This window comes from Methylophilus glucosoxydans (assembly GCF_042676145.1).
GTDB lineage: Bacteria > Pseudomonadota > Gammaproteobacteria > Burkholderiales > Methylophilaceae > Methylophilus > Methylophilus glucosoxydans.
This window is the reverse complement of the sequence record NZ_JBHTJW010000001.1, coordinates 482,169-504,099: the sequence shown is the minus strand read 5'-3', so window position 1 is coordinate 504,099 and position 21,931 is coordinate 482,169. Positions and strand designations below refer to the sequence as shown.

Sequence of the window (21,931 nt, the reverse complement as noted above, 5' to 3'; positions counted from 1 at the left end):
GTCGCCCTGTCTTTTTTGTTCACTGCAAGCAGCCGTGCCTTATTTTACTTTAATCGGCACATACAGCGTGCTATCTCCACGCTGCACCAGCACAGCAATCGTTTTGCCACTGGCAACCGCATTGATCTGCTTGTTAAAGGCATCCACGCTCTGGCTTTCATTGTTATTCAAACCGAGAATGACATCACCGCGACGGATCCCGGCCTGTGCAGCCGCGCCCACACTTTCAATCACAAGCAGGCCATTCTTGCCGTTGAGCTTTTTCTTTTGCTGTGGCGTCAATTCACGCAGGGTCAAGCCTATCTTGTTGGACTCTGCCTTAGTGGGTTCTTTGCTGGTTGCGGCAGCTTCAGGTTGCTCGCTCGGCATTTCACCAACGCCCAGTTGCAAGGTTTTGCTGGCGCCTTTACGCAGGATTTCTACCGGCACCACTTTACCCGGTTTGGTGGCTGCCACGACACGAGGCAAATCACTCGATGTCGTAATCGGCTTGCCGTCAAACTTGAGAATAATGTCACCGGCTTCCAGCCCACCTTTGTCGGCCGGGCTGTTTTTCTCGACGCCGGCAATCAAGGCACCGCTGGTTTGCTTGAGACCAAAGGACTCAGCCAGGTCCTTGGTCACTTCCTGAATACCAATCCCCAGCCAGCCGCGTGAAATGCGGCCATTGGCCTTGAGCTGGTTGGAAATATCAATGGCAACATCAATCGGAATACTGAATGACAAGCCCATGGAACCGCCATTCTTGCTGTAGATTTGCGAGTTGATGCCGACCACTTCACCGCGCAAGTTAAACAATGGCCCACCTGAGTTACCCGGGTTAATAGCGACATCGGTTTGAATAAACGGGACATAGTTTTCTTGCGGTAAGGCGCGCCCCTTGGCACTGACTATACCGGCCGTCATCGTGTTTTCGAGACCAAATGGCGAACCAATCGCTGCCACCCATTCCCCGACTTTCAACGCATTCGGGTCCCCTACAGTCACCTTGGGCAAGCCGGTCGCCTCGATCTTAATCAAGGCCACATCGGTGCGCTTGTCCGCACCAATAATCTTGGCTTTGAATTCACGCTTGTCATACAGTTTCACCAGCACTTCATCGGCCTCGTTCACCACATGCGCGTTGGTTAAAATATAGCCATCGCTACTCAGGATGAAGCCCGAGCCCAGTGACTGGGTTTTATAATCCTGCCCACCTTCCTGACCTGGCATCCCGGGCATGCCTGGAATGCCGAAGCGGCGCAAAAATTCTTGCAAGTTCTCATCGTTGGGCATGCCTGGAAAACCGATGGTACCGCCGCCGTGCACCACCGAAGTAATGCTGATATTCACGACTGCCGGACCTTGTTTTTCCGCCAGTTCGGTAAAATCAGGCAAGTCCTTTGCCTGGGCATGCAAGATTGGTTGGGTCAATGTGATGGCACACGCGAACATGAGGCCAGACATCCATCGTCTCATCATGATTATTCCTATCATTTAATGATTATTAAAAATTATGTTGTTGATTGTACATGCCGACCATTCCTGACCAGCATGCGTTTGCTATTGCATGTAAATGGTGCCATTGCTGAGAAATACAAGCGCCAACTCACACGCGCCAAAGCACAACATAACAGCGAATGAAAGAGGATAGCAACGAAATATTGCGGCATGATTTCAAGGAGGCGGGACCAAGGCAGGCACAAACAGACAGGCAGTCATTACTTTTTGAAGGTCACTTGCTGCGCAATCTGTTCCACGGTTTGCGCCGGAACTTCCCCCACCACCACCAGCTGGTAGCCATTGAGGACATGGGCGTACACATTGGTAGAGCCCATATTTTTCTTACCGACGCGGGGCTGCATGCCTTTGACCATCGGCTCGACAAACAGTGACACCGAAGCCAATCCATCAGAAAAAATCCATTGTTGCACGGGAGCAGCCCTGCCGGGCACTTTTAAACTGATCTGGTCAACCTTTTTATAGCCCGTCGGCAAATTCGGCACCACCAGATTGTCTTCTACATGCGTAAGCTCGGTGGTGTCATCCATCACATAAGGCTTGGTCGCATCAATCTTGGGCTGAAACCAGTCCAGATCTTTGGTATGCAGCATAGACACCTGGTTAAACCCAATTTGCTCCAAGGTATGCCCTTGCATATCCATCATGCTCATTTTGAGCAACAAGCCATATTCAGTATCAGACCAGATACGATATTGGTAACGCAGATTGTCATTCGGCACCATGTCGATGACCTGGGCCAGACGCCCGGCAATGCGTTCCTGTCCGACAAACTTGAGCTTGTAATTTTGCTTGAGGGGATACAGCTGTGTGGGCAGCATGGCCGGAAACAGGTTTTGGCCTCGGCGCTTCTCGATCACGACCTTGTCATTTTTAGCATTAAAAATGACGATATCATCGCCTTCACTGAATACTTCACGTGGGCGGCCATCCAGCACCACATTGCGTGTGAATTCGCGGCCGCCTTCATAAATGTGGGTGATTTGCACCGAACGGATCATGGAGCCATTGTGATAGACAAACAGCCCCTGATAATTGAGCTCTCTGGCAGCAGAGGCGGTTTTCTGCATGGTTGACCATAAATCTTCTTCAGCAAAGGCTGCCTGCTGTACCATGAACAGGCATGAAATCGAAGCAACAATCCGCCAAAACATAGCAGTAGCAACAACCAAATGATGAGTGAAAGAAATTTTATTCGCCAGCCGTATAGGCAACATTATGCGTGTAATAAGTCACACTACTCGGCGCATAATTATGATGAGCCAATACATATTGCTCGGTATCATTGTCGGCAATCTGCGCAGGGGCAGGCGCCTCAGGTTGATTAAGCACAAACATGCCAACAAAAAAGGCAGCAGCCACAGACGCGGCAATAGACCAGGTGTACTTGTCAAAACGCGGGCGGATACGCGTCACTTTGTCGGCATTGGCGATGGCTTGCGGCGCCAATAGTGTCGGTTCATCTTCAAGTGCGGTCATAATGCGGCTGGTCATGTCTGACTGCATCCACAGCTCATCGCGCATGACGTCACGGATCACGTGATACTCGCGCCAGGCTTGTGCAACCTCGCCAGTAGATTTGGCCGCCAAGAATATATGTTCACAGCGTTCAACATCGACCTCACCGTCGACCAAGGCAGATAATTGCTGCTTCATAATAACCCCAAATCAATCAATGTTTTTATGTTAGCATTTAACAAAAAATTTGTCATAACACCTACACACCCAATCAAATTTTTATAACAAATCATGCCACTACCAGCGTTTATTGTGTGGCGTATCCAACAACGGCCTCAATTTCGCGGCAATGGTCTCACGGGCACGGAAAATACGGGATCGCACCGTGCCAATCGGGCACTGCATGACACTGGCAATGTCCTCGTAACTCAAACCCTCTAGCTCACGCAAGGTGATCGCAGTGCGAAGCTCATCTGGCAACGCTGCAATCGCATCATTCACGGTTTGCGCAATTTCCTTGGTCATCAGGGATGTTTCAGGCGTCTCCATCGTACGCATGTCTTCACCTTCATCGAAATTCTCGACATCCTCAATTTCGACATCCTGCATCACCTGCGGCTTGCGGCCCATGGACACCAGATAATTCTTGGCCGTGTTAATGCCAATCCGGTACAACCAGGTATAAAACGCACTGTCCCCACGGAAGCTGTGCAGCGCACGATAAGCCTTGATAAAAGACTCCTGCACCACATCTTCCACTTCTGCCTGATCGCGGATCATACGCGACAGCAAGCGGCCCAACTTGCGATGGTATTTTTCCACCAGCAATCCAAAGGCGCGTTTATCGCCTTGTTGAGCGCGTTCAACCAGCATCTGGTCAAACTCTTTATTCTCTTGCTGTTTGGCGCTCGCCGCCTGAACAGTCATATCGCGATGACTCCCTTGGGTAATTTTATGATTGGGAGTAGTATACGCTTTTGTGTTATTTTCGACGAACCCAGTGCGCGTTAACGCCTCTAAATTTGCTGTGTGTAACATCGTCTCATCCCTTAGTATTGTTTGCAGTTGCAACACGCAATGCGAACACTAGTACGACTGACCGCCCTCTTCAAAAGTTCCGTTGACCACGCCCGTTTATGAATAAAGTGTTTGATGTCTTGATTATTGGTAGTGGCCTGGCTGGCCAATCGCTGGCCTTACGACTGGCCGATCAATACCGGGTATGCATCTTGAGCAAACGCGAACTGACCATGAGTGCCAGCAACTGGGCACAGGGCGGCATAGCGGCGGTACTCAATAGCGAAGATTCGGTAGAGGCGCATATCAAAGACACGCTGGACGCCGGCGCGGGCCTGTGCGACAGCGAAGTCACCCGCATGGTAGTGACCAGTGGCCGCGACAGCATAGACTGGTTATTGCAGCAAGGCGTGAATTTTACGCGTGAAGCTCAAGATGACCGCCTGCATCTCACCCGCGAGGGGGGGCACAGCCACCGGCGCGTCGTCCACGTGGCCGACGCCACGGGCCAGGCGGTGCAAACCACACTGACCGATCGCGTACGCGCGCATCCCAACATTACCATTCTGGAACACCATATTGCGGTGGACCTGATCACCACACACAAACTGTTCAAGCAAACCGAAAATGATGGCCCCAACCGTTGCCTGGGGGCCTATGTGCTCAACAACCAGACCGGCAAAGTAATCACACTGTCTGCCCAATACACAGTGACGGCCACAGGGGGCGCGGGTAAAGTCTATTTGTATACCACCAACCCTGACATCAGCACCGGCGACGGTATTGCCATGGCCTGGCGTGCGGGTTGCCGCGTGGCTAACCTGGAGTTTGTGCAGTTTCACCCTACTTGCCTGTATCACCCGCACGCCAAATCATTTTTGATTTCAGAGGTGCTGCGTGGCGAAGGCGGCTTGCTATTATTGCCTGATGGCACCCGCTTTATGCCTTGGCATGACGAGCGTGCGGAACTGGCCCCGCGCGATGTAGTTGCGCGCGCCATCGACTTCGAGATGAAAAAGCGCGGCCTGGATTGCGTTTACCTGGACATCAGCCATAAACCACTGGACTTCATCCAGTCCCACTTCCCGAATATTTACCAGCGCTGCCTGCAATTGGGCATTGATATCAGCAAGCAACCGATTCCCGTGGTGCCTGCAGCGCATTACACCTGTGGCGGCGTCATGACCGACATCCATGGCCGCACCGATATTGACTGCCTGTATGCCATTGGCGAGACCGCCTGCACCGGCCTGCACGGCGCCAACCGCCTCGCCAGCAACTCCTTGCTGGAGTGTCTGGCCTTCAGTCGCAGCTGTGCCGAAGATATCCGGTCAGAGGGTCAGCAACCGACCATTTCCTTGCCGGACTGGGACGAAAGCCGCGTTACCGATGCCGATGAAGAAGTGCTGATCACCCACACCTGGGACGAGTTGCGCCGGTTCATGTGGAACTACGTAGGGATTGTGCGGACCACCAAACGCCTGAGCCGCGCACTGCATCGCATCCATATGCTGCGCGATGAAGTACATGAGTTTTACAGTAACTTTAAAGTCAGTCACGACCTCATCGAACTACGTAACCTGTTACAGGTGGCGGAATTGATTGTCCGCAGCGCCATCGAACGCCATGAAAGCCGTGGCTTGCATTACAGCAAAGACTACCCAGACCTGTTGCCCGAAGCCATTCCTACCGTACTGACCCCGGACAACTATACCAGCTTGCTTGATTAGGACATGACCACTCGCGTTCGTGTGTTGTGCAGATGGCTGGCCCCCTGCCTGTGGCTCATGCTCTGCAATAGCAGTATTGCCTCCACGTTGCTCGAAAAAATCATTGATGGCGACACGGTATTGATACAGGCGCAAGGCAGTCGTTATCGCTTGCGTTTGCTGGACATTGATGCGCCTGAGCTGCACCAAGCATTTGGCAAGCAATCCCGCCGCAGCTTGAGCCAACTGTGTGCCGGTGCAAAGATTACGGTCAACACCCAAGGCCAAGATCAATATGGCAGGCAACTGGGCCACCTCTACTGCGATGGCACAGAGGCCAGCCAGTTTCAGGTGGCGCAAGGGATGGCTTGGTTTAATGCGCGCTACTCAACACGCACCGCCTTGCAGACCTTGCAACAGCAGGCACAACAACAAGGCTTGGGGTTGTGGCAATCAAGCGAGGCGATGCCACCCTGGCAATGGCGAAAATTATACGGTCAACATTATCGTCACCAAGACTGACACTGTCGCCACAATATCCTTTAGAATATTGTTTTAACAGCGAACTTTAGGATTCAACACATGCAAGTAGCAATGAACACCGTGGTCTCCATGACCTATAAACTGCAAAATAGCGATGGCGACATTCTGGAAGAAAGCCAGGAGCCGGTGGCCTACCTGCACGGCGGCTATGACAACATTTTCCCCAAAGTAGAAGAAGCCATGCATGGCAAAAATGTCGGCGACAAGGTAGAAGTAAGTCTGGACCCTGAAGATGCCTTTGGTGAGTACGACGACAATCTGGTGCAAATTGAACCGGCCAGCGCCTTTCCGAGCAAAGATCTTAAAGTCGGTATGCAGTTTGAAGGCGAAGACGAAACCGGCGACGTGATCCTTTACACCATCACCGATATTGCAGATGGTAAAGTCGTGGTCGATGGCAACCATCCGTGGGCCGGCCAGCGTCTGCTGTTCACGGCAACGATTGCCAGCGTACGCTCAGCCAATCAAGAAGAAATCGAGCACCAGCATGTGCATGGTGCCGGTGGTCATCACCACTAATCAACCCGCCAGCGCAAGCTGGCCTATCGCTTCTGGCTGGCGCAACTGACCCTGCGCCAGCACCAACACATCATCGGCAATCTCTGCTAATTCAGCCCAGGCGATTTTTAAGCTTATCCCACCAGCACAAGCCGGTCAGCGACTGTTTGACATAAATTCCAACCGGAATGGTCAGGATACCGCGCGAGTGCCATCTGTTTGACCAAAGTCCCGGAGCCCCCCCTACACCGTCATCACTCACATACCAGCTTTGCTGGCTATTATTGTCTGGAAACTGGTTCATGGCATCCGTCAGGCTGGCTGCCGCGAATATCATGCGTTTTTTTGTCTTCAGCCCTGCTGAGCAATACATGTGCCATCAAGCGGATGAGACCGGCGACCAGCCATAGCACTTTGTTCCTGTAGAGTGTACCGCATCCCAGATCTTAATCATGTGCGCCTGATTGATGGCAGGCGATAAAGCAAGGCTGTGATGCTATTATCGTTATATTCAAATGCATATTACGAAACTTGAAAAATACGGTTTTTTTGAAAAAATCAGTTTTTTTGCAGGTGCTGGGTGATAAAGCCAAGCTCATCCGCCGCCGCTTGCGCAGACTTTTGCAGGATGTGCTCATAGGCCTGGATCAGCGCCAAGCCGAAGGCCGTGACCTGTGCGCCGCCGCCGTGCGCGCCTCCAGCGGCACTGATGACGACCGCCTCGTCAAAACAATGATTCATCAAATCAACAAGCTCCCATGCCCGGCGATAAGACATGCGCATTTGCTTGGCAGCGGCCGAAATGGAACCGTATTGCACAATGTGCCGCAACAACTCGATTTTGCCTGGACCGAGCGCGATGTGACCTTGATGGCTGATCCTGATTTTAAGCAGTGAGGCGGACATAGGTAAACTACTCTGACTGAATATCTGTTTGCACAAAGGTTTCAAAAGGCGGCAACTCGGCCAGCGAACGCAAGTTCAAATCATCGAGAAAATGTTTGGTCGTGGCATACAGTGACGGGCGTCCGGGGACTTCACGCTGGCCGACCACATCTATCCAGTCACGCTCCTGCAATTGCCGAATCACATTCGGATTCACCGCCACGCCGCGGATCTGCTCGATATCGCCCCGCGTCACCGGTTGACGATAGGCAATAATCGCCAGTGTTTCCATCACTGCGCGTGAGTATTTTGGCTGCCGCTCAGGATTCAGACGCGCCAGGTATTCGCTGTATTGAGCTTTGGCCTGAAAGCGGTAGCCGCTGGCCACTTGTACCAGATCCAGCGTTTTATCCGACCAGTCGGCCTTGAGTTCATCGAGCAACATGCGCAATGTCGCACGCTCCATGCGTCCAGCAAACAATTTGAGCAAATCGTCCAGAGACAGCGGCTGCGGCGAGGTGAGCAAGGCAGCCTCCAGCACTTGTTTCATCTCGGTAATGTTTTCCGGAGTATGCACGTCAAGTCTCCCGGCCAGTGGTATTGGCTTGCAGGTAAATGGTACCAAAAGCCTCCTGCTGCGTGATCAGAATCAAGCCTTCTTTGGCCAGCTCCAGCATGGCCAGGAAATTCACCACCAGCTTGGGAACGCCCTCAGTCCCCATATCGAACAGCTCGTCAAACCGCAATACCGGCGTTGCCGACAAGCGCCGCAACAACAGACTCATATGCTCGCGTACAGAGAGTTCGGCACGCCCCAGTTTATGGTGCTGATTGAGCCTGGCGCGCTTGAGCACATTACGCCACGCCTCTACCAGATCATCCAGACTGACTTCAGGCGGCTTGACCAGTGACAGCCGCTCGTAATACGCCGCAGCCACCTCAATGTCTACGCCGACTTTGGGCAAGGCATCCAGCCGCTGTGCAGCTTGCTTGATCGCCTCATACTCCATCAGCCGTTTGACCAACTCAGCGCGCGGGTCGTCTTCCTCCTCCAGCTCTTGCGGCTTGGGCAACAGCATGCGTGACTTAATCTCAATCAGCATGGCTGACATGAGCAAATAGTCGGCAGCCAACTCCAGATTCACCGCTTTCATTTTTTCCACATAGCCCATGTACTGCGTGGTCAGCTCAGCCATGGGGATGTCGAGAATATCCAGATTGTGCTTGCGGATCAGGTACAGCAGCAAATCCAGCGGCCCCTCAAAGGTCTCCAGATACACTTCCAGCGCATCCGGCGGAATATACAAATCTTGCGGCAAAGCCGAGAGCGGCTCGCCATTGATTCTGATCTGGGTGCTGTTGACGGAAAGCTCCATGCACGGATTGTAGCGACTTGTCGCCGGCGCTTAAAGTTTATTCTGCATAAGGGTTGGGGAAGCCCAGCTTTTGCAGGATGCCGATCTCCAGAGCCTCCATCAGCGCCGCCTGCGCCTCCACCTCATGGTCGTAGCCATGCATGTGCAGGACGCCATGCACCGTCATGTGCGCATAATGCGCCAGCACGGACTTGCCCTGCTCAGCGGCCTCTCTGCTAATCACCGGCGCGCAGATCACAATGTCGCCCATCAGGCAGGGCTCCTCCGCCAACGGGAAGGTGAGCACATTGGTCGCGTAATCCTTGCCGCGGTAACTCGCATTCAGTTGCTGGCCTTCTTCAGCATCGACAATACGGATCGTCAGGCTGGTATCTACGCGCAAGCTGGCGCGGATCCAGCGCTTGAATTGCGACACGCTGGGCACATCTGCCGCAGGTGTCGCCACTTGTAATGAAAAATCGAGTTGAGGCATAGCATCAAGTTTTATGTACAATATCCGACATTATAGAAAGAAAACCCTCAAAGGAAATGGTGTGATGACAAATCGCCCCAAGCTGGTGGTTGCCAACCGCAAAATGAACGGCAACCTGCCAGACAATGCCCGCTTTATGCAAAGTGTGTTGCAAGAGACGCGCCATCACCGGGCGCGCTATGCGGTGTGCCCGCCACATCCCTATTTGCAGCAGGCGCAACAATTACTGCAACACAGCCATGTGGCCTGGGGCGGACAAAACATGAGCCGCTTTGAGCGTGGTGCCTACACAGGTTCCGTGTCGCCGCTCATGCTCAAGGAGTTTGGCTGCACCTACGTCATTATCGGCCACTCTGAACGCCGCTTACGTGGGCACGAAAGTGATGAGAGCTGCGGAGAGCGTTTTGAGGCAGCCCTCAAGGCTGGGCTGACGCCCATCCTGTGTATAGGCGAAACCCTGGAAGAATACGAACTGGGCGAAACCGATCTCGTGGTAGTGAGGCAGTTGAACCCCGTCATTTCACATGTAGGCATCCAAGCGCTCGCCAAAGGCGTCATTGCCTATGAGCCGATATGGGCCATCGGCACGGGTAAAGCCGCCAGTCCGCAACATGCCCAAGCAATTTTGTCTTTCATCCGCGGCCACATTGGGCTACTGGATGAACAGGTTGCAGAACAGATAACCTTGCTCTATGGTGGCAGCGTCAATCCCGGTAATGCTGCGCAATTAATGAGCATGCCAGATGTCGATGGCGGGCTGATCGGCGGTGCATCGCTGATCGTCGAAGACTTTATTCAAATCTGCCAGATTGCCAACGAGTTATCCTCCCTCAAGTCAGCTGCCTGAAAACACGTACCGTCCCGCCCCTGAGTGGTTGAGGTGCTCAGCGCGCAGCCAATAAAAAAGCCGACTTTCGTCGGCTTTTCTACATCCAAGTAAAACCAGATTACGGATGTCTGGATTACTTAGCTTCTTCAGCAGGAGCAGCTTCAGCAGGTGCAGCTTCAGCAGGAGCAGCTTCGGCTGGTGCAGCTTCAGCAGGAGCTTCAGCAGCAGGAGCTTCAGCAGCAGGCGCTTCAGCAGCAGGTGCTTCTTCAGCTGGTTTTTCACCACAAGCAGTCAAAGCCAAAGCCAACAATGCAGCCAACAATGCAGAACGTGTCATCTTTATTTCCTTAGTATGTATGAGCAAAAAATTATGTACGGGTAACGCTGCGGGTGCAGAATCAACCGAGTGAAAAAATTGTATCAGCAATTGATTAAAAAAAGAACGAAAAACCAGTGAAAAAGAAAGGATTTTTTTGTGTCAGAACAACAACTCTGTGTTTTTTTCACAAAAAATCCGCCAAATCCTTTGCAATCAATGCAAAATTAACCGGCTCAATCAGAAAAATGCACGTATCCAGACAGGTAAATCCCCTGCAACCAGGGCAACAAGGGATGAATGGCTGCTGTTTGGCAGTCTGCGGCCGTCAACAGCCGCTGGTTAGCGAATGTATTGAGCAAAGGCCCCGCCTCCGCTGACACACTCACGCGCTCGCCATTGATAAAGTACTGGCCTTGCCAATGCAACATCTGCGTCTGCAAGTCCATCACCAGTCCAGATTGCTGGGCGCGTTGCAAAAACTTCTCTGCACTCAGTTTGCGGTTGGGCGAAAACACAACATACGCTTTGGGCTCTGAAAAATATTTTGCCAAAAACGGTCCCAGTTGCTCAGCCTCCCAGGGCAAGCGGCGCAACATGCCAGCCACTTGACTGACCATCTGCGGGTCAATCGCTGCGGCATCTTGAACGGGTTGCAACTCGGGGTCGCGATACAGTTCGTCAGGCAGCATCTCCTGGCGGCAGGCCTCAAGAAACTCAATGGCCAGTTCACGCGCGGCGGGCGCCCGGAAGCCGATGGAGTAGGTCATGCAATCATCATCTTCTGCAATGCCCCAATGCGCGACATTGGGCGGCAGATAGAGCATGTCGCCCGGTGCCAGCACCCACTCCTGCTCGCATTCAAAGTGCGACAAAATGCGCAAGGGTGCATCGGCAATCAATCTTAAATCCGTTTGCTGGCTGATACGCCAGCGGCGGTGCCCCGCGCCCTGCAGCAAGAAGACATCATAGCTGTCGATATGTGGCCCGACGCCACCACCAGTCGGCGCATAACTGACCATGACATCATCGAGTCTGGCGTTGGGGACAAAGCTGAACTGCGACAGCAAGGCTTGCGCCTCTGGCAGCACATGGTTCACCCCCTGCACCAGCAGGGTCCAGTCGCGTGCAGGCAAACTGGTAAAGTCTTCGTCATCAAAAGGGCCTTGCCTGACCTGCCAGCCATCTCCCTGGTTCATGCGCTCAGAATCAAACTGTATCAATCTGGCCGGCACCTCAGCCTCACAGGCCAGCCCCGCCAGCTCGCTTGGCGTCAGCAATCCCTCAAAACCAGGGATAGCACCCCGGATTAATAATGGTTTCTTTTGCCAGTAGTCTGCCATGAATTGCGCAGGGCTTAATCCGTTCAGTAGGGTCAGGGCTTGATGCATGATGATGAAGATTATCTAAAAGGAAGAAAAGGGGCGGTCGTGATGCTTTGTGTCAGCCGCGAGATCAAGCGCTGCGACTTCTCGGCCAAGGTCAAGGCCAGCAAATCTGTGCGGGCAACCAGCTTGCTAAACTCGCGCTCAAAGCTCAGATTCTGTACCTCACCTGTCAGGCTATTGGTCAGCAACAACAGTTCACCCTGGGCATTTTTGGCATTCGCCAGTTTCCACATGGCGATTTCAATATTTCTGGCGGCATTGTATAGGTTTTGCGGATCTATGCTATCTAGCAAGAAAAAAGACGACTTGCTGCCATGCGCGCGGTAAAGCATGGACTGGATCCCCACCACCAGTGCCAGTACGCGATCGCCACCAAATTGCGGGTTTAATGCCAGCTTGATCGCAGCGGTGTCTTGCGCATGCCCAAGCGCCTCCAGTTGCCAGCCATGCACGTGAGCCTGCTCAAACACATAGGTGGCGATCTGTTCGGGCCCGCCCAAGCCAGATTTCTGCGCTTCAGCCGGGTTGCGTTTATACAGTTTGAGCATCAGCAAGCGCAAGGTGCTGACGTTTTCGGCATATTCAATATCCGCCAGGCGATCCAGATCGGTTTTCACCAGTTGATGCAAGGCATTCCGGTCTTGCCGCACTGGCACCGGACGTCCATTCGGCGAATCGACATACCCTGAATGAGGGGAGGTCGTACAGGCGACCAGCAGCAATAGCAACATCAGGCCACTGCAGCCGATGCAACTCATGCAGGCAAGATCCTTTGCGCAGGAAACACGATACGGAAACAGCTCCCCAGCCCAGGCTCACTCTCCACCTGCAAGCTGGCCTGATGATGATGCAGAATATGTTTGACGATAGACAAGCCCAAACCTGTGCCGCCGGTATCGCGGCTCCGGCCGCTGTCCACACGATAAAAACGCTCGGTCAGTCTGGGTAAATGGTGTGCTTCAATACCGATGCCATTATCTTGGACGCTGAACACCACGTCCTCCCCCCGCATTTGCCAATAAATATCAATCTTGCCTTGTGGCGGGGTATAGCGTACAGCATTGGTGGTCAGGTTGCTCATGGCACTCATGAGCTCATTATAACTGCCCGTCAGGTTAACGTTCGCCTCCATATGCAAGGTGACCTGATGCTGCCCCTGGCTCAATGCCTGAGCATCGCGATGCAATTGCTGCAACATGGCCTTCATGTCAATCTCGGTTTCATCCTTGAGCGTGACATTATTCTCCAGGCGTGACAAGGTCAGCAAGTCCTCGATAATGCGGCGCATGCGCGTCGTTTGCGCCTGCATCATGTCAAAATAAGGCTGGATATCGGGAGAAATCTCCCCCTGCATGTCACTGATGGTTTCCAGAAAGCCACCAATCACGGTGAGCGGTGTACGCAACTCATGTGACACGTTGGCGATGAAATCGCGGCGCATGACTTCGGTTTTTTCAATGGCGGATACATCGCGGCAAATCAGCAGTCGCTGCTTGCTGGCAAACGGAATAATCTGCAACTCCAGCGTGATATCGGGACTGCGCCAGGATTTAAGCTTGAGTGGTTCGCTGTACTCTTCGGCTTGCAGGTATTCCACGAACTCGGCCTGGCGTAATAAATAATAAATCGGCTGACTTTCGTCATGATGGCGCTTGAGACCCAGGCGTTGCACGGCAGGCTCATTAAACCATTCGATTTCATTACGATTATTCAGCACGACCACGCCATCCGGCAAAGCACTGGTGGCATGACGCAAGCGCTCCAAGGTACTGCTTAACTGGCTTTGGCTACGCGAATGGCGGCGCATTTCATGATAGAGATTGGCAAAAATGTCTTCCCAGATACCTTTGCCGTTGGGGATAAAATTCAGGCTGGGCTTAAGGGCCCACTGGTACAGACGGTGTATCCAGTATAAATGTCCGGCCAGATAGGCCAGCACACCACATAAATAAGTCAACCACGCCAGATGCGCATTTGTGAACCAGCCAAGGAGCAGGCAACCAAATGCCCACAGAAACAAAGTCCAAAACGCTTTTAAACGAATATCTTGCACAAGCCAATCTCACCGGATAGATGGCAGCGATTATACGACACAACGATGCAGGCACAATGACAGGAAAATGACGTAAGCGCAGGTGCAATGACCATCGCTCACTCATCCACCACCTGGACGCTTTTGGCGTAGGGTTTGGCCAGCGGCTCGCCAATAAACACGCCCTGCATCGGCCATTTCACGCTTTTCCAGTAGGCCTCAATCAGGGTTTCACCGGCCAGATAATGGCCAATTAACACCTGCGGGTTGGGGAATTTTTGCCAATAATTACAAGGCTCAGACACAGTGCCATAACTGCCGGTAACCCCCGCATCCAGCCAACGCGAGGCGGGCATTTGCGGATTGTAATTAGACAAAATGCCTCCGGTCGAGGTCAAATGATCGGCAATGGCGCCGGGCAAATAACTGTTGGTAAGCAGATAATCGACCGATTTTTGCCCGGTGAAATAAAACATGACTGAGGGCTGTTTTTCTATCGTCTCCTGACTCAAGGTATGCAAGGTCAGTTTTTTGGATTTGACCGTCATGCCCTCTTGCGGGAAAAAAGGTTCACGTGGCTTGGAGCGTGCCGCATCCTGGGTTTTTAGAAAAAACCCATTCGCGTCATTTAAACTGAATTCACTCATGACGCCACGGTCTATGAGTGCCTTGGCCGCAGCGACACTGGTGATGGGCAACAACATGGACAAACGCAAATGGTGATCCGTCCATGGCCGCAATGAGGGGCTGTTAAAGTAAGGGCTGTCGCGGCCAGGGTCACAGGTCTTGCGGCATTGATTGAGATCCAGCCCGAGCGTCAGCGCACTGGTAAGGCTGTTACATTGCACGGCAAACGGGGTGCGCCAGACCAGCAAGACCACTTGCTGCGTGGTCAACTTGGCATCCAACTGGGCTTTGAGTGACTCAAACTCGGGAACCGTCAGCGCATCTTTAAAATGGCGGGGCAATTCCACCCCGATCAGATTTTCCGCAGGGACTTGCCTAGCTTGCAGGTAGTAACGGGCGACCTCTTCGCTTTGCGCGTCATTGAGGTTATACACCACTGCCACATCTTCCGGCTTTAATAATGAGGGCCGCAACGGGATTTGCTTGCTGAGGTCTACCGCGCCAGCAACACTGCTCACCATAAAAAGCAGGCAGATACCCACTGCCCCCCACTGACTGATCAGCCACTGCTTTACTGCCTTCAACTCAACACTCCATTGCGATTGCAAAGATACTACGCCTGTCATTTCAACCCGCGTAGAATGACATCATAACTTAAATTAAACCACTGCATGAAGGCGAGGTTCACAGCATGAATACACAAACCATCTTAATCACTGGCGGCAATCGCGGCCTCGGCCTCGAGTATGCCAGGCAATATGCCGAAAGCGGCCAGCAGGTCTACGTCACGGTACGCGATCCCGCCCAGGCTCCCGCGTTACAACAACTGGCCAGTCAACATAGCAACCTGCAGCTGCTTGCGCTGGATGTGGCCGATGTCGATTCAATCCGGGCGCTGGCAAGCCAGCTGTCAGCACTGACGCTGGACATTCTGATCAGCAATGCGGGCACCTATCCTGAGAGCAGCTTTGGCCAGACCGACGTGCAAGCCTGGTTACAGGCTTTTCAGGTCAACACGCTGAGCACTTACTATCTTGCAGAGGCTTTCTTGCCGCAGCTGCGACGTGCTCCGCAGGCAAAGCTGATCGCCATGACCAGCAAAATGGGCAGCCTAGAAGACAATGGCAGTGGCGGTGAATATATCTACCGCAGCAGCAAAACTGCACTGAATATGGTCGTCAAAAGCCTGTCTATCGATTTGCGCGGCTTTAACATTGTCGTTGCTGCACTGCATCCGGGCTGGGTGCGCACAGACATGGGCGGTCCAAACGGCCTGATTGATACCGAAACCAGCGTGCAAGGCCTGCGCCAGGTGATTGCCAGTTTAACCCCTGCACAATCGGGCCAGTTTATCGCCTATGATGGCAAACCGATTCCCTGGTAACGCAATCACGTCGATAAAGGGATATGCGGCAGGCCAGTGTCATTGATATCCGGTATGTTTTTGTATGGACTGCGCTCCTCTAGCTCATTGACATATTGCTGCATGCCCTCGGCCTCCCGGCGCAGAAAGCGCGCCACACTCTGGTGAAAATCGGGATGGCTGAGCCAGTGGTAAGAACAGGTGGGGTAAGCGACAAAGCCACGGGCAAGCTTATGCTCGCCTTGTGCACCGCCTTCAAAATAGCGGATCTGCTCGCGGATACAGAATTGCTGCGGCTGGTAATAGCACAACTCGAAATGCAAGCAAGAAATATCGCGCAAACTCCCCCAGTAGCGGCCATACAGCGTCGCTTCACCCAGCACACACAGACTGGCCGCCACATCCTCGCCATGCTGCGAAGCAATAAATAACTGTAAATGCCCGGGCAGGTAGCGCTGCAAATGCTCGAAAAATGCCAGGGTCAGATAAGGTGAACTGTGGTGGCGGAGATACGTCTGGCAATAGCATTGATAAAACAAGGCCAGGTCTTGCGCAGTCATGTCGTGACCACTTACCACGCGGCAGGTCACACCCTGTTGCGCAACTTTTTGCCGTTCTTGCCGGATTTTTTTGCGCTTGTCCCGGCTCAATACGGCCATAAAAGCATCCCAGTCGACATATCCCGCGTTTTCCCAGCGGAACTGCACGCCCTCACGCCTTAGCCACCCCTGCTGTTCACAAAAGTCAGCCGACATGGCATCGGGAAACAACAGATGCGCGCCGGACAGGGCATGTTCCTGACAAAAAGCCTGCAGCTGCTTGAGCATGGCCTCGGCAATCAACGCAGGCGCGTCACAGGCCGGGTTTATCAGCAGGCGTGGGCCAGTGACGGGTGAGAAAGGAATGGCGGAGATCAGCTTGGGGTAATACTGCCCACCCGCTTGCTCATATGCCTCGGCCCATGACCAGTCAAAGACATACTCGCCGTAAGAGTGCGTTTTGAGATAACAAGGCATGGCTGCCACCAACTGCCCCTGGTCAAACGCAGTTAAATGATAGGGCATCCAGCCCGTCTGCGCACCGACACAAGCGGTGGCCTCAAACGCCAGCAAAAACTGGTAGTCGAGCATGGGGTGCGTGCCTGCCAGGCGCTGCCAGTCGGCAGGTGCGATCTCCTGCAAGCCACGGGACCAGACAAAGGATAATTGCGAGGGCAGCATCAAGCAGGTCCAGAGTCAGCGACAAAGCCACTAAACAGCAAAAATAATGAAGGCAATCTGCTTGTTTGACACGCCGAAACGCTGAATGGCATGTGCATGTTGAGACAAAGGAAATTAACTAGGACGCTTGCGTATGACCGAAACGTCTTTACCACTTGAATTGACAGGGCTATTGGCAGGAATCACTGCCGAGCTTGCTTTGGATTTGTTTCTGGACTTGGCATCAGGCTCTGAGTCGCTGACGATATTTTGCTGGTTCTCGATTTTTGCCTCGGTTCTGGCTTCGGCTTCACGTTGACGCTCCACCATTTTGGCATAGGCGGTTTCAAGTTCGTCTAGCGTGATCACGCCATTGCCATCAAGATCAACATAGGAAAAATGGCGGGCCACTTGTGGCAAACACAGCGTCGCTTCTTCGCGGTCTAGCGAGTCGTCATTGTCGCGGTTACACTCATTGAACCGTTGTGCGATGCTGTCATGCATGGCCTTGCGCTTTTGCAACATCAACTGATGGTCGGGATCGGTGTTACGGGCGTAATCAGAAAGGGCCTTGCGCAAACGTGCACGGTCTTCTGGGCTAAAGTTGTGCTCTAGCGTTTTGGAAAGGCCGGTATCATCATTGTCAGCCAGACGGATCTCTGTCAATCGGACTGGCAATTTAAGATCAGCCAAAGCAGGGAATGCCAGCAACATGGAGGTTGTCAGCAATACAATTCGTTTCAAATGTTTAATCGCTCTACACATCCAAACGCAATACCTTTATTCCTGTTCCATCGAAAGCACTTGTGTTTAAGCTATTATTGGGTGCTCTCAAGCATGAATCTCATGGCAAACGAGGGACCGATTTTAAAATCAGGTCGATCACATTAACGCAATTGCAACTTTAGCGGCAACAAATTTAACAAAAAATAGCGTTTTCGGATGCCCCTGCCGATAGCAGAAGGCAATCATGCATCAGGATTGTAACTGCAATATTTCATCCCCAACGCCATTTGTAACGAAGTTGTAACTGGCACACTTCATGCGCTCCAATGCTTGGAGTATAATTATCAAGGATAAGTTTTTGGCCTTGCCGTATTTATCTTCCTGCGGTCATCCTGATCGCAATAAAATGCGTTAAGCAAACACTTGCTTCAAATAACAAAGGTCCGTATGTCAGAACAGTTAAAAAAAATCTTGATGGTCGATGATGATTTACGTATGCGCGAGCTGTTACAGCGCTACCTGACTGAACAAGGTTTTAATATCAAGTCCGTATCAGATGGTAAGGAGATGGACAAAACGCTGGCCAATGAACATTTCGACCTGCTGATTCTGGACCTGATGCTGCCGGGCGAAGATGGCCTCGCCATTTGCCGCCGACTGCGTGGAGCCAACCACATGACCCCCATCATCATGCTGACTGCACGCGGCGATGAAGTGGACCGCATTGTCGGCCTGGAAATGGGGGCGGATGACTACTTGCCCAAACCCTTTAACCCGCGTGAACTGCTGGCCAGAATCAATGCGGTCCTTCGCCGTCACGAGATTTCGCCAAAACAGGCAGTTGAAGAAAAATCCGCCGCGTTCCAATTTGGCGAGTTTGTGTTTGATACCAGCACCCGCAGCCTAAGTAAAAACGGCGTGCCCATTACGATTACCAGTGGTGAATTCACCTTGCTGAAAGTCTTCACCGAACACCCACGCCAACCACTGTCACGTGACCGACTCATGCAACTGGCGCGTGGCCGCGAGCTGGATGTATTTGATCGCAGCATAGACGTGCAGGTCTCTCGCCTGCGCCGCATTATCGAGCCTGATCCGGCACATCCTCGCTACCTGCAAACCATGTGGGGCTTTGGCTATGTCTTTATTCCAGATGGTGAAGCACCACAATAATCCGGCCAAGCTTTAATCCCCGTGCGCTTACTGCCCCGCCGACTGCTGTCCCGCATCATGTTGCTGATCGCCATCTTACTGGCGGTCAGTATCTATGCATCGCTCAAAATCTTTGATTATTTTGACCGCGAACCACGCGCAACCGCCGCTGCCCTGCAAGCCGTCACCATCGTCAATTACACCCGCGCCTCACTGATCGCCTCGCACGAAAACCGCCGCCTGGCCTTGTTATCCGAGTTATCGGGCCGTGAAGGCGTGCGCGTCTATGCGGCGGACTTTCTGGAAGATATCGAGCCCTTACCCGCAGACCCTTTTATTAATTTGGTCGCACTCAAAATCCGCGAACGGCTGGGCGAAGAAACCATTATCACGGTCAATCATTATGATATCCCTGGCTTGTGGATCAGCTTTAATGTCGGCCAGGATGACTTCTGGGTGGTCATCCCCAAAATTCAGGTAGACCGCCCTTTCCCCTGGCACTGGCTAGGCTGGGCAGCGGTAGTCGGCTTGCTTTCACTGGTGGGTGGCTATTTACTGACGGCCCGCATCAACCGGCCTTTGACCATGCTGGTGCATGCCGCAGAACGGCTGCGTAATGGCGAGCCCGCGCCTAAACTGCCGGTGGACAGCGTCGAAGAGTTACGCGAAGTGACGCAGACCTTTAACGAGATGGCGGAATCCCTGGCCCGCCTCGATGCGGAACGCACGCTGCTGCTGGCAGGGGTCTCACATGACATCCGCACGCCGCTGGCGCGGTTGCGGCTAGCGGTAGAAATGCTGCCGCAAGAAGCCGATTATATGAAACAGGGCATGATTGAAGACATCTCCGATATGGACAATATCATTCACCAGTTTCTGGACTTTGTGCGCGGCGTAGAGGGCGAGCCCACGCGCATGATGGATATTAACGATTTGCTCAATGCACTGGCAGAACGTCAGCGTCGCGCGGGCCGCGAGCTCAAAATTTCGCTGGGGCCCAAATACTTTATTCCCATCCGTCCGCTAGCCATGCAACGCCTGCTCGACAACCTGGTTGGCAATGCTTACAACTATGGCAAAGGCAAGGTCGAGGTGCGCAGTCAGGTCATGGCCGACAAGATCGTCATCAGTGTGCTGGATAACGGCCCAGGCATCCCGCCTGAACATGCAGACCGCTTGCTGCGACCTTTTGAGCGCATGGACAGCGCGCGCAACAAATACGAAGGCGGCAGCGGCCTGGGTCTGGCGATTTGCAACCGCATTGCCGCTTTACATAGCGGTCAACTGGCCTTGCTCAACCGCCCGGAAGGCGGGCTGGAAGCCAGGCTTTCACTGCCGATCCTACCTAACACTTAATCTGGCCCAACACTTAAGCTGGTTGAGCGCAGCGATTAATCCGCCGACGGCGTAAACCAGTTCAGTCGCTCGCGCAATTTCACCACTTCGCCAATAATCGTCAAACTGGGCGGCTTCAAGCCCGCGGCCGCCACCTCTGCTGCCAGATGCTGCAAGGTTGATTCCACCACGCGTTGCTTCTGCGTTGTCCCCTGCTGGATCACTGCCGCCGGCATGTCCGGCGACACGCCTTGTGCCATCAGCTTGCTGCAAATCTGCTCCAGCCCTACCAGGCCCATATAAATCACCACCGTCTGCTTGGGTCTGGCCATGGCCTGCCAGTCCAGATCAATGGTGCCATCTTTAAGGTGGCCGGTAATAAATAAACAGGCCTGGGCGTAATCCCTGTGCGTGAGCGGAATCCCGGCATAGCTAGAGACACCGTTGGCCGCGGTAATGCCGGGCACCACTTGAAATGGCACCCCATGCTGCATCAGTGTTTCGATCTCTTCGCCGCCACGTCCAAAGATAAACGGGTCGCCGCCTTTAAGCCGCAATACGCGCTTGCCTTCCAGCGCCAGCCTGGCCAGCAAGGCATTGATTTCTTCTTGCGGCAAGGTGTGCTGGTCACGTGACTTACCCACATAAATCAGCTCGGCATCGCGACGCACCAGTTCCATGACCTCTTTGCTCACCAGCTTGTCATAGACACAGACATCGCACTGCTGCATCAGTCGCAATGCCCTGAACGTCAGTAGATCTGGGTCACCCGGCCCACCGCCCACCAGATAAACCTCGCCACGCGTAGGCGCGTCTTCACGCTGATTGAGCAACTCGGCCAGCAAGGTCCGCGCTGCCTGCTCCTGCCCGGACAACACGCGCTCCACCAGCGGCCCGTTCAACACATCCTCCCAAAAGCGACGACGTGCAGGCAGATTAGAGAACTTGGCTTTCACCTGGTCGCGAAATTCACCTGCGATAGTCGCAATCCGGCCATAAGCCGCAGGCAACATGGTTTCGATTTTGCTGCGGATATGCCTTGCCAGCACCGGCGCATTGCCTTCACTCGAAATCGCAATCACCACCGGGCTGCGATCAATCACCGAGCCCATGGTAAACGTGCACAGCGCTGGCGCATCGACGACGTTGACCGGAATATTCAGCCGCTTTGCCGCCACCGACACTGCTTCATTCACCGCTTCGTCATCGGTGGCTGCAATCACCAGGCAAGCACTGGTCAATTGTTCGGCCTGAAACTCGGCAGCCACATAGTCAATCTCGCCCTGCGCATGCATCTCGCGCAACTCGTCGCACAATTCGGGCGAGATCACGGTAACCTGCCCTTGCGCCTTGCGTAGCATGATCACCTTGCGCGTCGCGACATCGCCACCGCCGATGACGATACAAGGGCGTTGTGCAATATTGAAAAAAATCGGTAAAGCTTGCATGCAGATGGGACTTCAACAAGAAAAGCGTATTTTACCGCAGTCCCCAGTGTTAGCTGGG

24 protein-coding genes are annotated in these 21,931 nt (G+C 53.3%); 7 read left to right on the top strand and 17 right to left on the bottom strand.

Annotated elements, in window-relative coordinates:
• Window positions 1-39: 39 nt before the first annotated feature.
• The 4 genes from ACFQ1T_RS02445 to rpoE form a co-directional block, all read right to left on the bottom strand.
• On the bottom strand, window positions 40-1,461 hold the full coding sequence (locus ACFQ1T_RS02445; protein ID WP_379073713.1) for a DegQ family serine endoprotease: 1,422 nt from the start codon (window positions 1,459-1,461) through the stop codon (window positions 40-42).
• A gap of 239 nt (window positions 1,462-1,700) precedes the next feature.
• Entirely contained in the window at window positions 1,701-2,654 is a 954-nt protein-coding gene (locus ACFQ1T_RS02440; protein ID WP_338656727.1) for a MucB/RseB C-terminal domain-containing protein, read from the bottom strand.
• 37 nt (window positions 2,655-2,691) lie between these two features.
• Window positions 2,692-3,156 (bottom strand): sigma-E factor negative regulatory protein, encoded by a 465-nt coding sequence (locus tag ACFQ1T_RS02435; protein ID WP_194749474.1) that lies wholly within the window; start codon window positions 3,154-3,156, stop codon window positions 2,692-2,694.
• A 99-nt stretch (window positions 3,157-3,255) separates the two neighbouring features.
• A complete protein-coding gene (gene rpoE, locus ACFQ1T_RS02430; RefSeq protein ID WP_194749473.1) occupies window positions 3,256-3,885 on the bottom strand; it encodes an RNA polymerase sigma factor RpoE in 630 nt (209 codons plus the stop codon).
• A gap of 209 nt (window positions 3,886-4,094) precedes the next feature.
• Between rpoE and nadB the strand changes: the two genes are divergently transcribed.
• The 3 genes from nadB to ACFQ1T_RS02415 are packed head-to-tail and all read left to right on the top strand — an operon-like array spanning window position 4,095 to window position 6,746.
• The gene (gene nadB, locus ACFQ1T_RS02425) at window positions 4,095-5,705 is read left to right on the top strand and encodes an L-aspartate oxidase (protein WP_379073710.1); all 1,611 of its coding nucleotides are present in this window, start codon (window positions 4,095-4,097) and stop codon (window positions 5,703-5,705) included.
• Window positions 5,706-5,708: 3 nt separating this feature from the next.
• Window positions 5,709-6,206: a thermonuclease family protein gene (locus ACFQ1T_RS02420; RefSeq protein WP_379073708.1), complete on the top strand. Its 498-nt coding sequence runs from the start codon at window positions 5,709-5,711 to the stop codon at window positions 6,204-6,206.
• Window positions 6,207-6,266: 60 nt separating this feature from the next.
• Window positions 6,267-6,746, top strand: coding sequence for an FKBP-type peptidyl-prolyl cis-trans isomerase (locus ACFQ1T_RS02415; RefSeq protein WP_194749471.1), 480 nt, complete (start codon window positions 6,267-6,269; stop codon window positions 6,744-6,746).
• Window positions 6,747-6,837: 91 nt separating this feature from the next.
• On the opposite strand, the gene ACFQ1T_RS02410 is transcribed toward ACFQ1T_RS02415, so the two are convergent.
• The 5 genes from ACFQ1T_RS02410 to ybeY all read right to left on the bottom strand — a co-directional run bounded on the left by ACFQ1T_RS02410 (window position 6,838) and on the right by ybeY (window position 9,458).
• Window positions 6,838-7,062 (bottom strand): hypothetical protein, encoded by a 225-nt coding sequence (locus ACFQ1T_RS02410; protein WP_379073706.1) that lies wholly within the window; start codon window positions 7,060-7,062, stop codon window positions 6,838-6,840.
• 221 nt (window positions 7,063-7,283) lie between these two features.
• Window positions 7,284-7,631 carry a winged helix-turn-helix domain-containing protein gene (locus tag ACFQ1T_RS02405; RefSeq protein ID WP_194749470.1) on the bottom strand — a complete coding sequence of 116 codons (348 nt, stop codon included), beginning with the start codon at window positions 7,629-7,631 and terminating at the stop codon, window positions 7,284-7,286.
• Between the two features lie 7 nt (window positions 7,632-7,638).
• A complete protein-coding gene (gene scpB / locus ACFQ1T_RS02400) occupies window positions 7,639-8,160 on the bottom strand; it encodes an SMC-Scp complex subunit ScpB (protein WP_228518940.1) in 522 nt (173 codons plus the stop codon).
• Window positions 8,161-8,188: 28 nt separating this feature from the next.
• A complete protein-coding gene (locus ACFQ1T_RS02395; RefSeq protein ID WP_379073704.1) occupies window positions 8,189-8,986 on the bottom strand; it encodes a segregation and condensation protein A in 798 nt (265 codons plus the stop codon).
• Between the two features lie 37 nt (window positions 8,987-9,023).
• The gene (gene ybeY / locus ACFQ1T_RS02390) at window positions 9,024-9,458 is read right to left on the bottom strand and encodes an rRNA maturation RNase YbeY (RefSeq protein ID WP_275356755.1); all 435 of its coding nucleotides are present in this window, start codon (window positions 9,456-9,458) and stop codon (window positions 9,024-9,026) included.
• Between the two features lie 64 nt (window positions 9,459-9,522).
• On the opposite strand from ybeY, the gene tpiA reads away from it, so the two are divergent.
• Window positions 9,523-10,305, top strand: coding sequence for a triose-phosphate isomerase (tpiA, locus tag ACFQ1T_RS02385; protein ID WP_194749466.1), 783 nt, complete (start codon window positions 9,523-9,525; stop codon window positions 10,303-10,305).
• Here the strand turns inward: tpiA and ACFQ1T_RS02380 are convergent.
• The 5 genes from ACFQ1T_RS02380 to ACFQ1T_RS02360 form a co-directional block, all read right to left on the bottom strand.
• A complete protein-coding gene (locus ACFQ1T_RS02380; RefSeq protein ID WP_379073701.1) occupies window positions 10,294-10,569 on the bottom strand; it encodes a hypothetical protein in 276 nt (91 codons plus the stop codon). The genes tpiA and ACFQ1T_RS02380 overlap by 12 nt on opposite strands.
• Window positions 10,570-10,839: 270 nt before the next feature.
• Entirely contained in the window at window positions 10,840-11,994 is a 1,155-nt protein-coding gene (locus ACFQ1T_RS02375) for a cupin domain-containing protein (RefSeq protein WP_379073699.1), read from the bottom strand.
• 11 nt (window positions 11,995-12,005) lie between these two features.
• Window positions 12,006-12,749 (bottom strand): hypothetical protein, encoded by a 744-nt coding sequence (locus ACFQ1T_RS02370; protein ID WP_379073697.1) that lies wholly within the window; start codon window positions 12,747-12,749, stop codon window positions 12,006-12,008.
• Window positions 12,746-14,044, bottom strand: a complete 1,299-nt coding sequence (gene phoR / locus ACFQ1T_RS02365; protein ID WP_194749463.1) for a phosphate regulon sensor histidine kinase PhoR — start codon at window positions 14,042-14,044, stop codon at window positions 12,746-12,748. Before phoR ends, ACFQ1T_RS02370 begins: the two co-directional genes overlap by 4 nt.
• 98 nt (window positions 14,045-14,142) lie before the next feature.
• A complete protein-coding gene (locus ACFQ1T_RS02360) occupies window positions 14,143-15,276 on the bottom strand; it encodes a TIGR03790 family protein (protein WP_379073695.1) in 1,134 nt (377 codons plus the stop codon).
• 65 nt (window positions 15,277-15,341) lie between these two features.
• Between ACFQ1T_RS02360 and ACFQ1T_RS02355 the strand changes: the two genes are divergently transcribed.
• Window positions 15,342-16,034: an SDR family oxidoreductase gene (locus tag ACFQ1T_RS02355; RefSeq protein WP_379073693.1), complete on the top strand. Its 693-nt coding sequence runs from the start codon at window positions 15,342-15,344 to the stop codon at window positions 16,032-16,034.
• 5 nt (window positions 16,035-16,039) lie between these two features.
• On the opposite strand, the gene ACFQ1T_RS02350 is transcribed toward ACFQ1T_RS02355, so the two are convergent.
• Window positions 16,040-17,233: a GNAT family N-acetyltransferase gene (locus ACFQ1T_RS02350; protein ID WP_379073691.1), complete on the bottom strand. Its 1,194-nt coding sequence runs from the start codon at window positions 17,231-17,233 to the stop codon at window positions 16,040-16,042.
• Between the two features lie 114 nt (window positions 17,234-17,347).
• Window positions 17,348-17,956: an EF-hand domain-containing protein gene (locus ACFQ1T_RS02345; RefSeq protein ID WP_275356748.1), complete on the bottom strand. Its 609-nt coding sequence runs from the start codon at window positions 17,954-17,956 to the stop codon at window positions 17,348-17,350.
• Window positions 17,957-18,385: 429 nt separating this feature from the next.
• Between ACFQ1T_RS02345 and ompR the strand changes: the two genes are divergently transcribed.
• Both ompR and ACFQ1T_RS02335 read left to right on the top strand, forming a co-directional pair.
• Entirely contained in the window at window positions 18,386-19,111 is a 726-nt protein-coding gene (gene ompR, locus ACFQ1T_RS02340; protein ID WP_313987169.1) for an osmolarity response regulator transcription factor OmpR, read from the top strand.
• Between the two features lie 21 nt (window positions 19,112-19,132).
• Window positions 19,133-20,446 (top strand): sensor histidine kinase, encoded by a 1,314-nt coding sequence (locus tag ACFQ1T_RS02335; RefSeq protein ID WP_313987167.1) that lies wholly within the window; start codon window positions 19,133-19,135, stop codon window positions 20,444-20,446.
• Window positions 20,447-20,481: 35 nt separating this feature from the next.
• Here ACFQ1T_RS02335 and cysG read toward each other — a convergent pair whose 3' ends face one another.
• The gene (gene cysG, locus ACFQ1T_RS02330; protein WP_379073688.1) at window positions 20,482-21,873 is read right to left on the bottom strand and encodes a siroheme synthase CysG; all 1,392 of its coding nucleotides are present in this window, start codon (window positions 21,871-21,873) and stop codon (window positions 20,482-20,484) included.
• Between the last annotated feature and the right edge of the window lie 58 nt (window positions 21,874-21,931).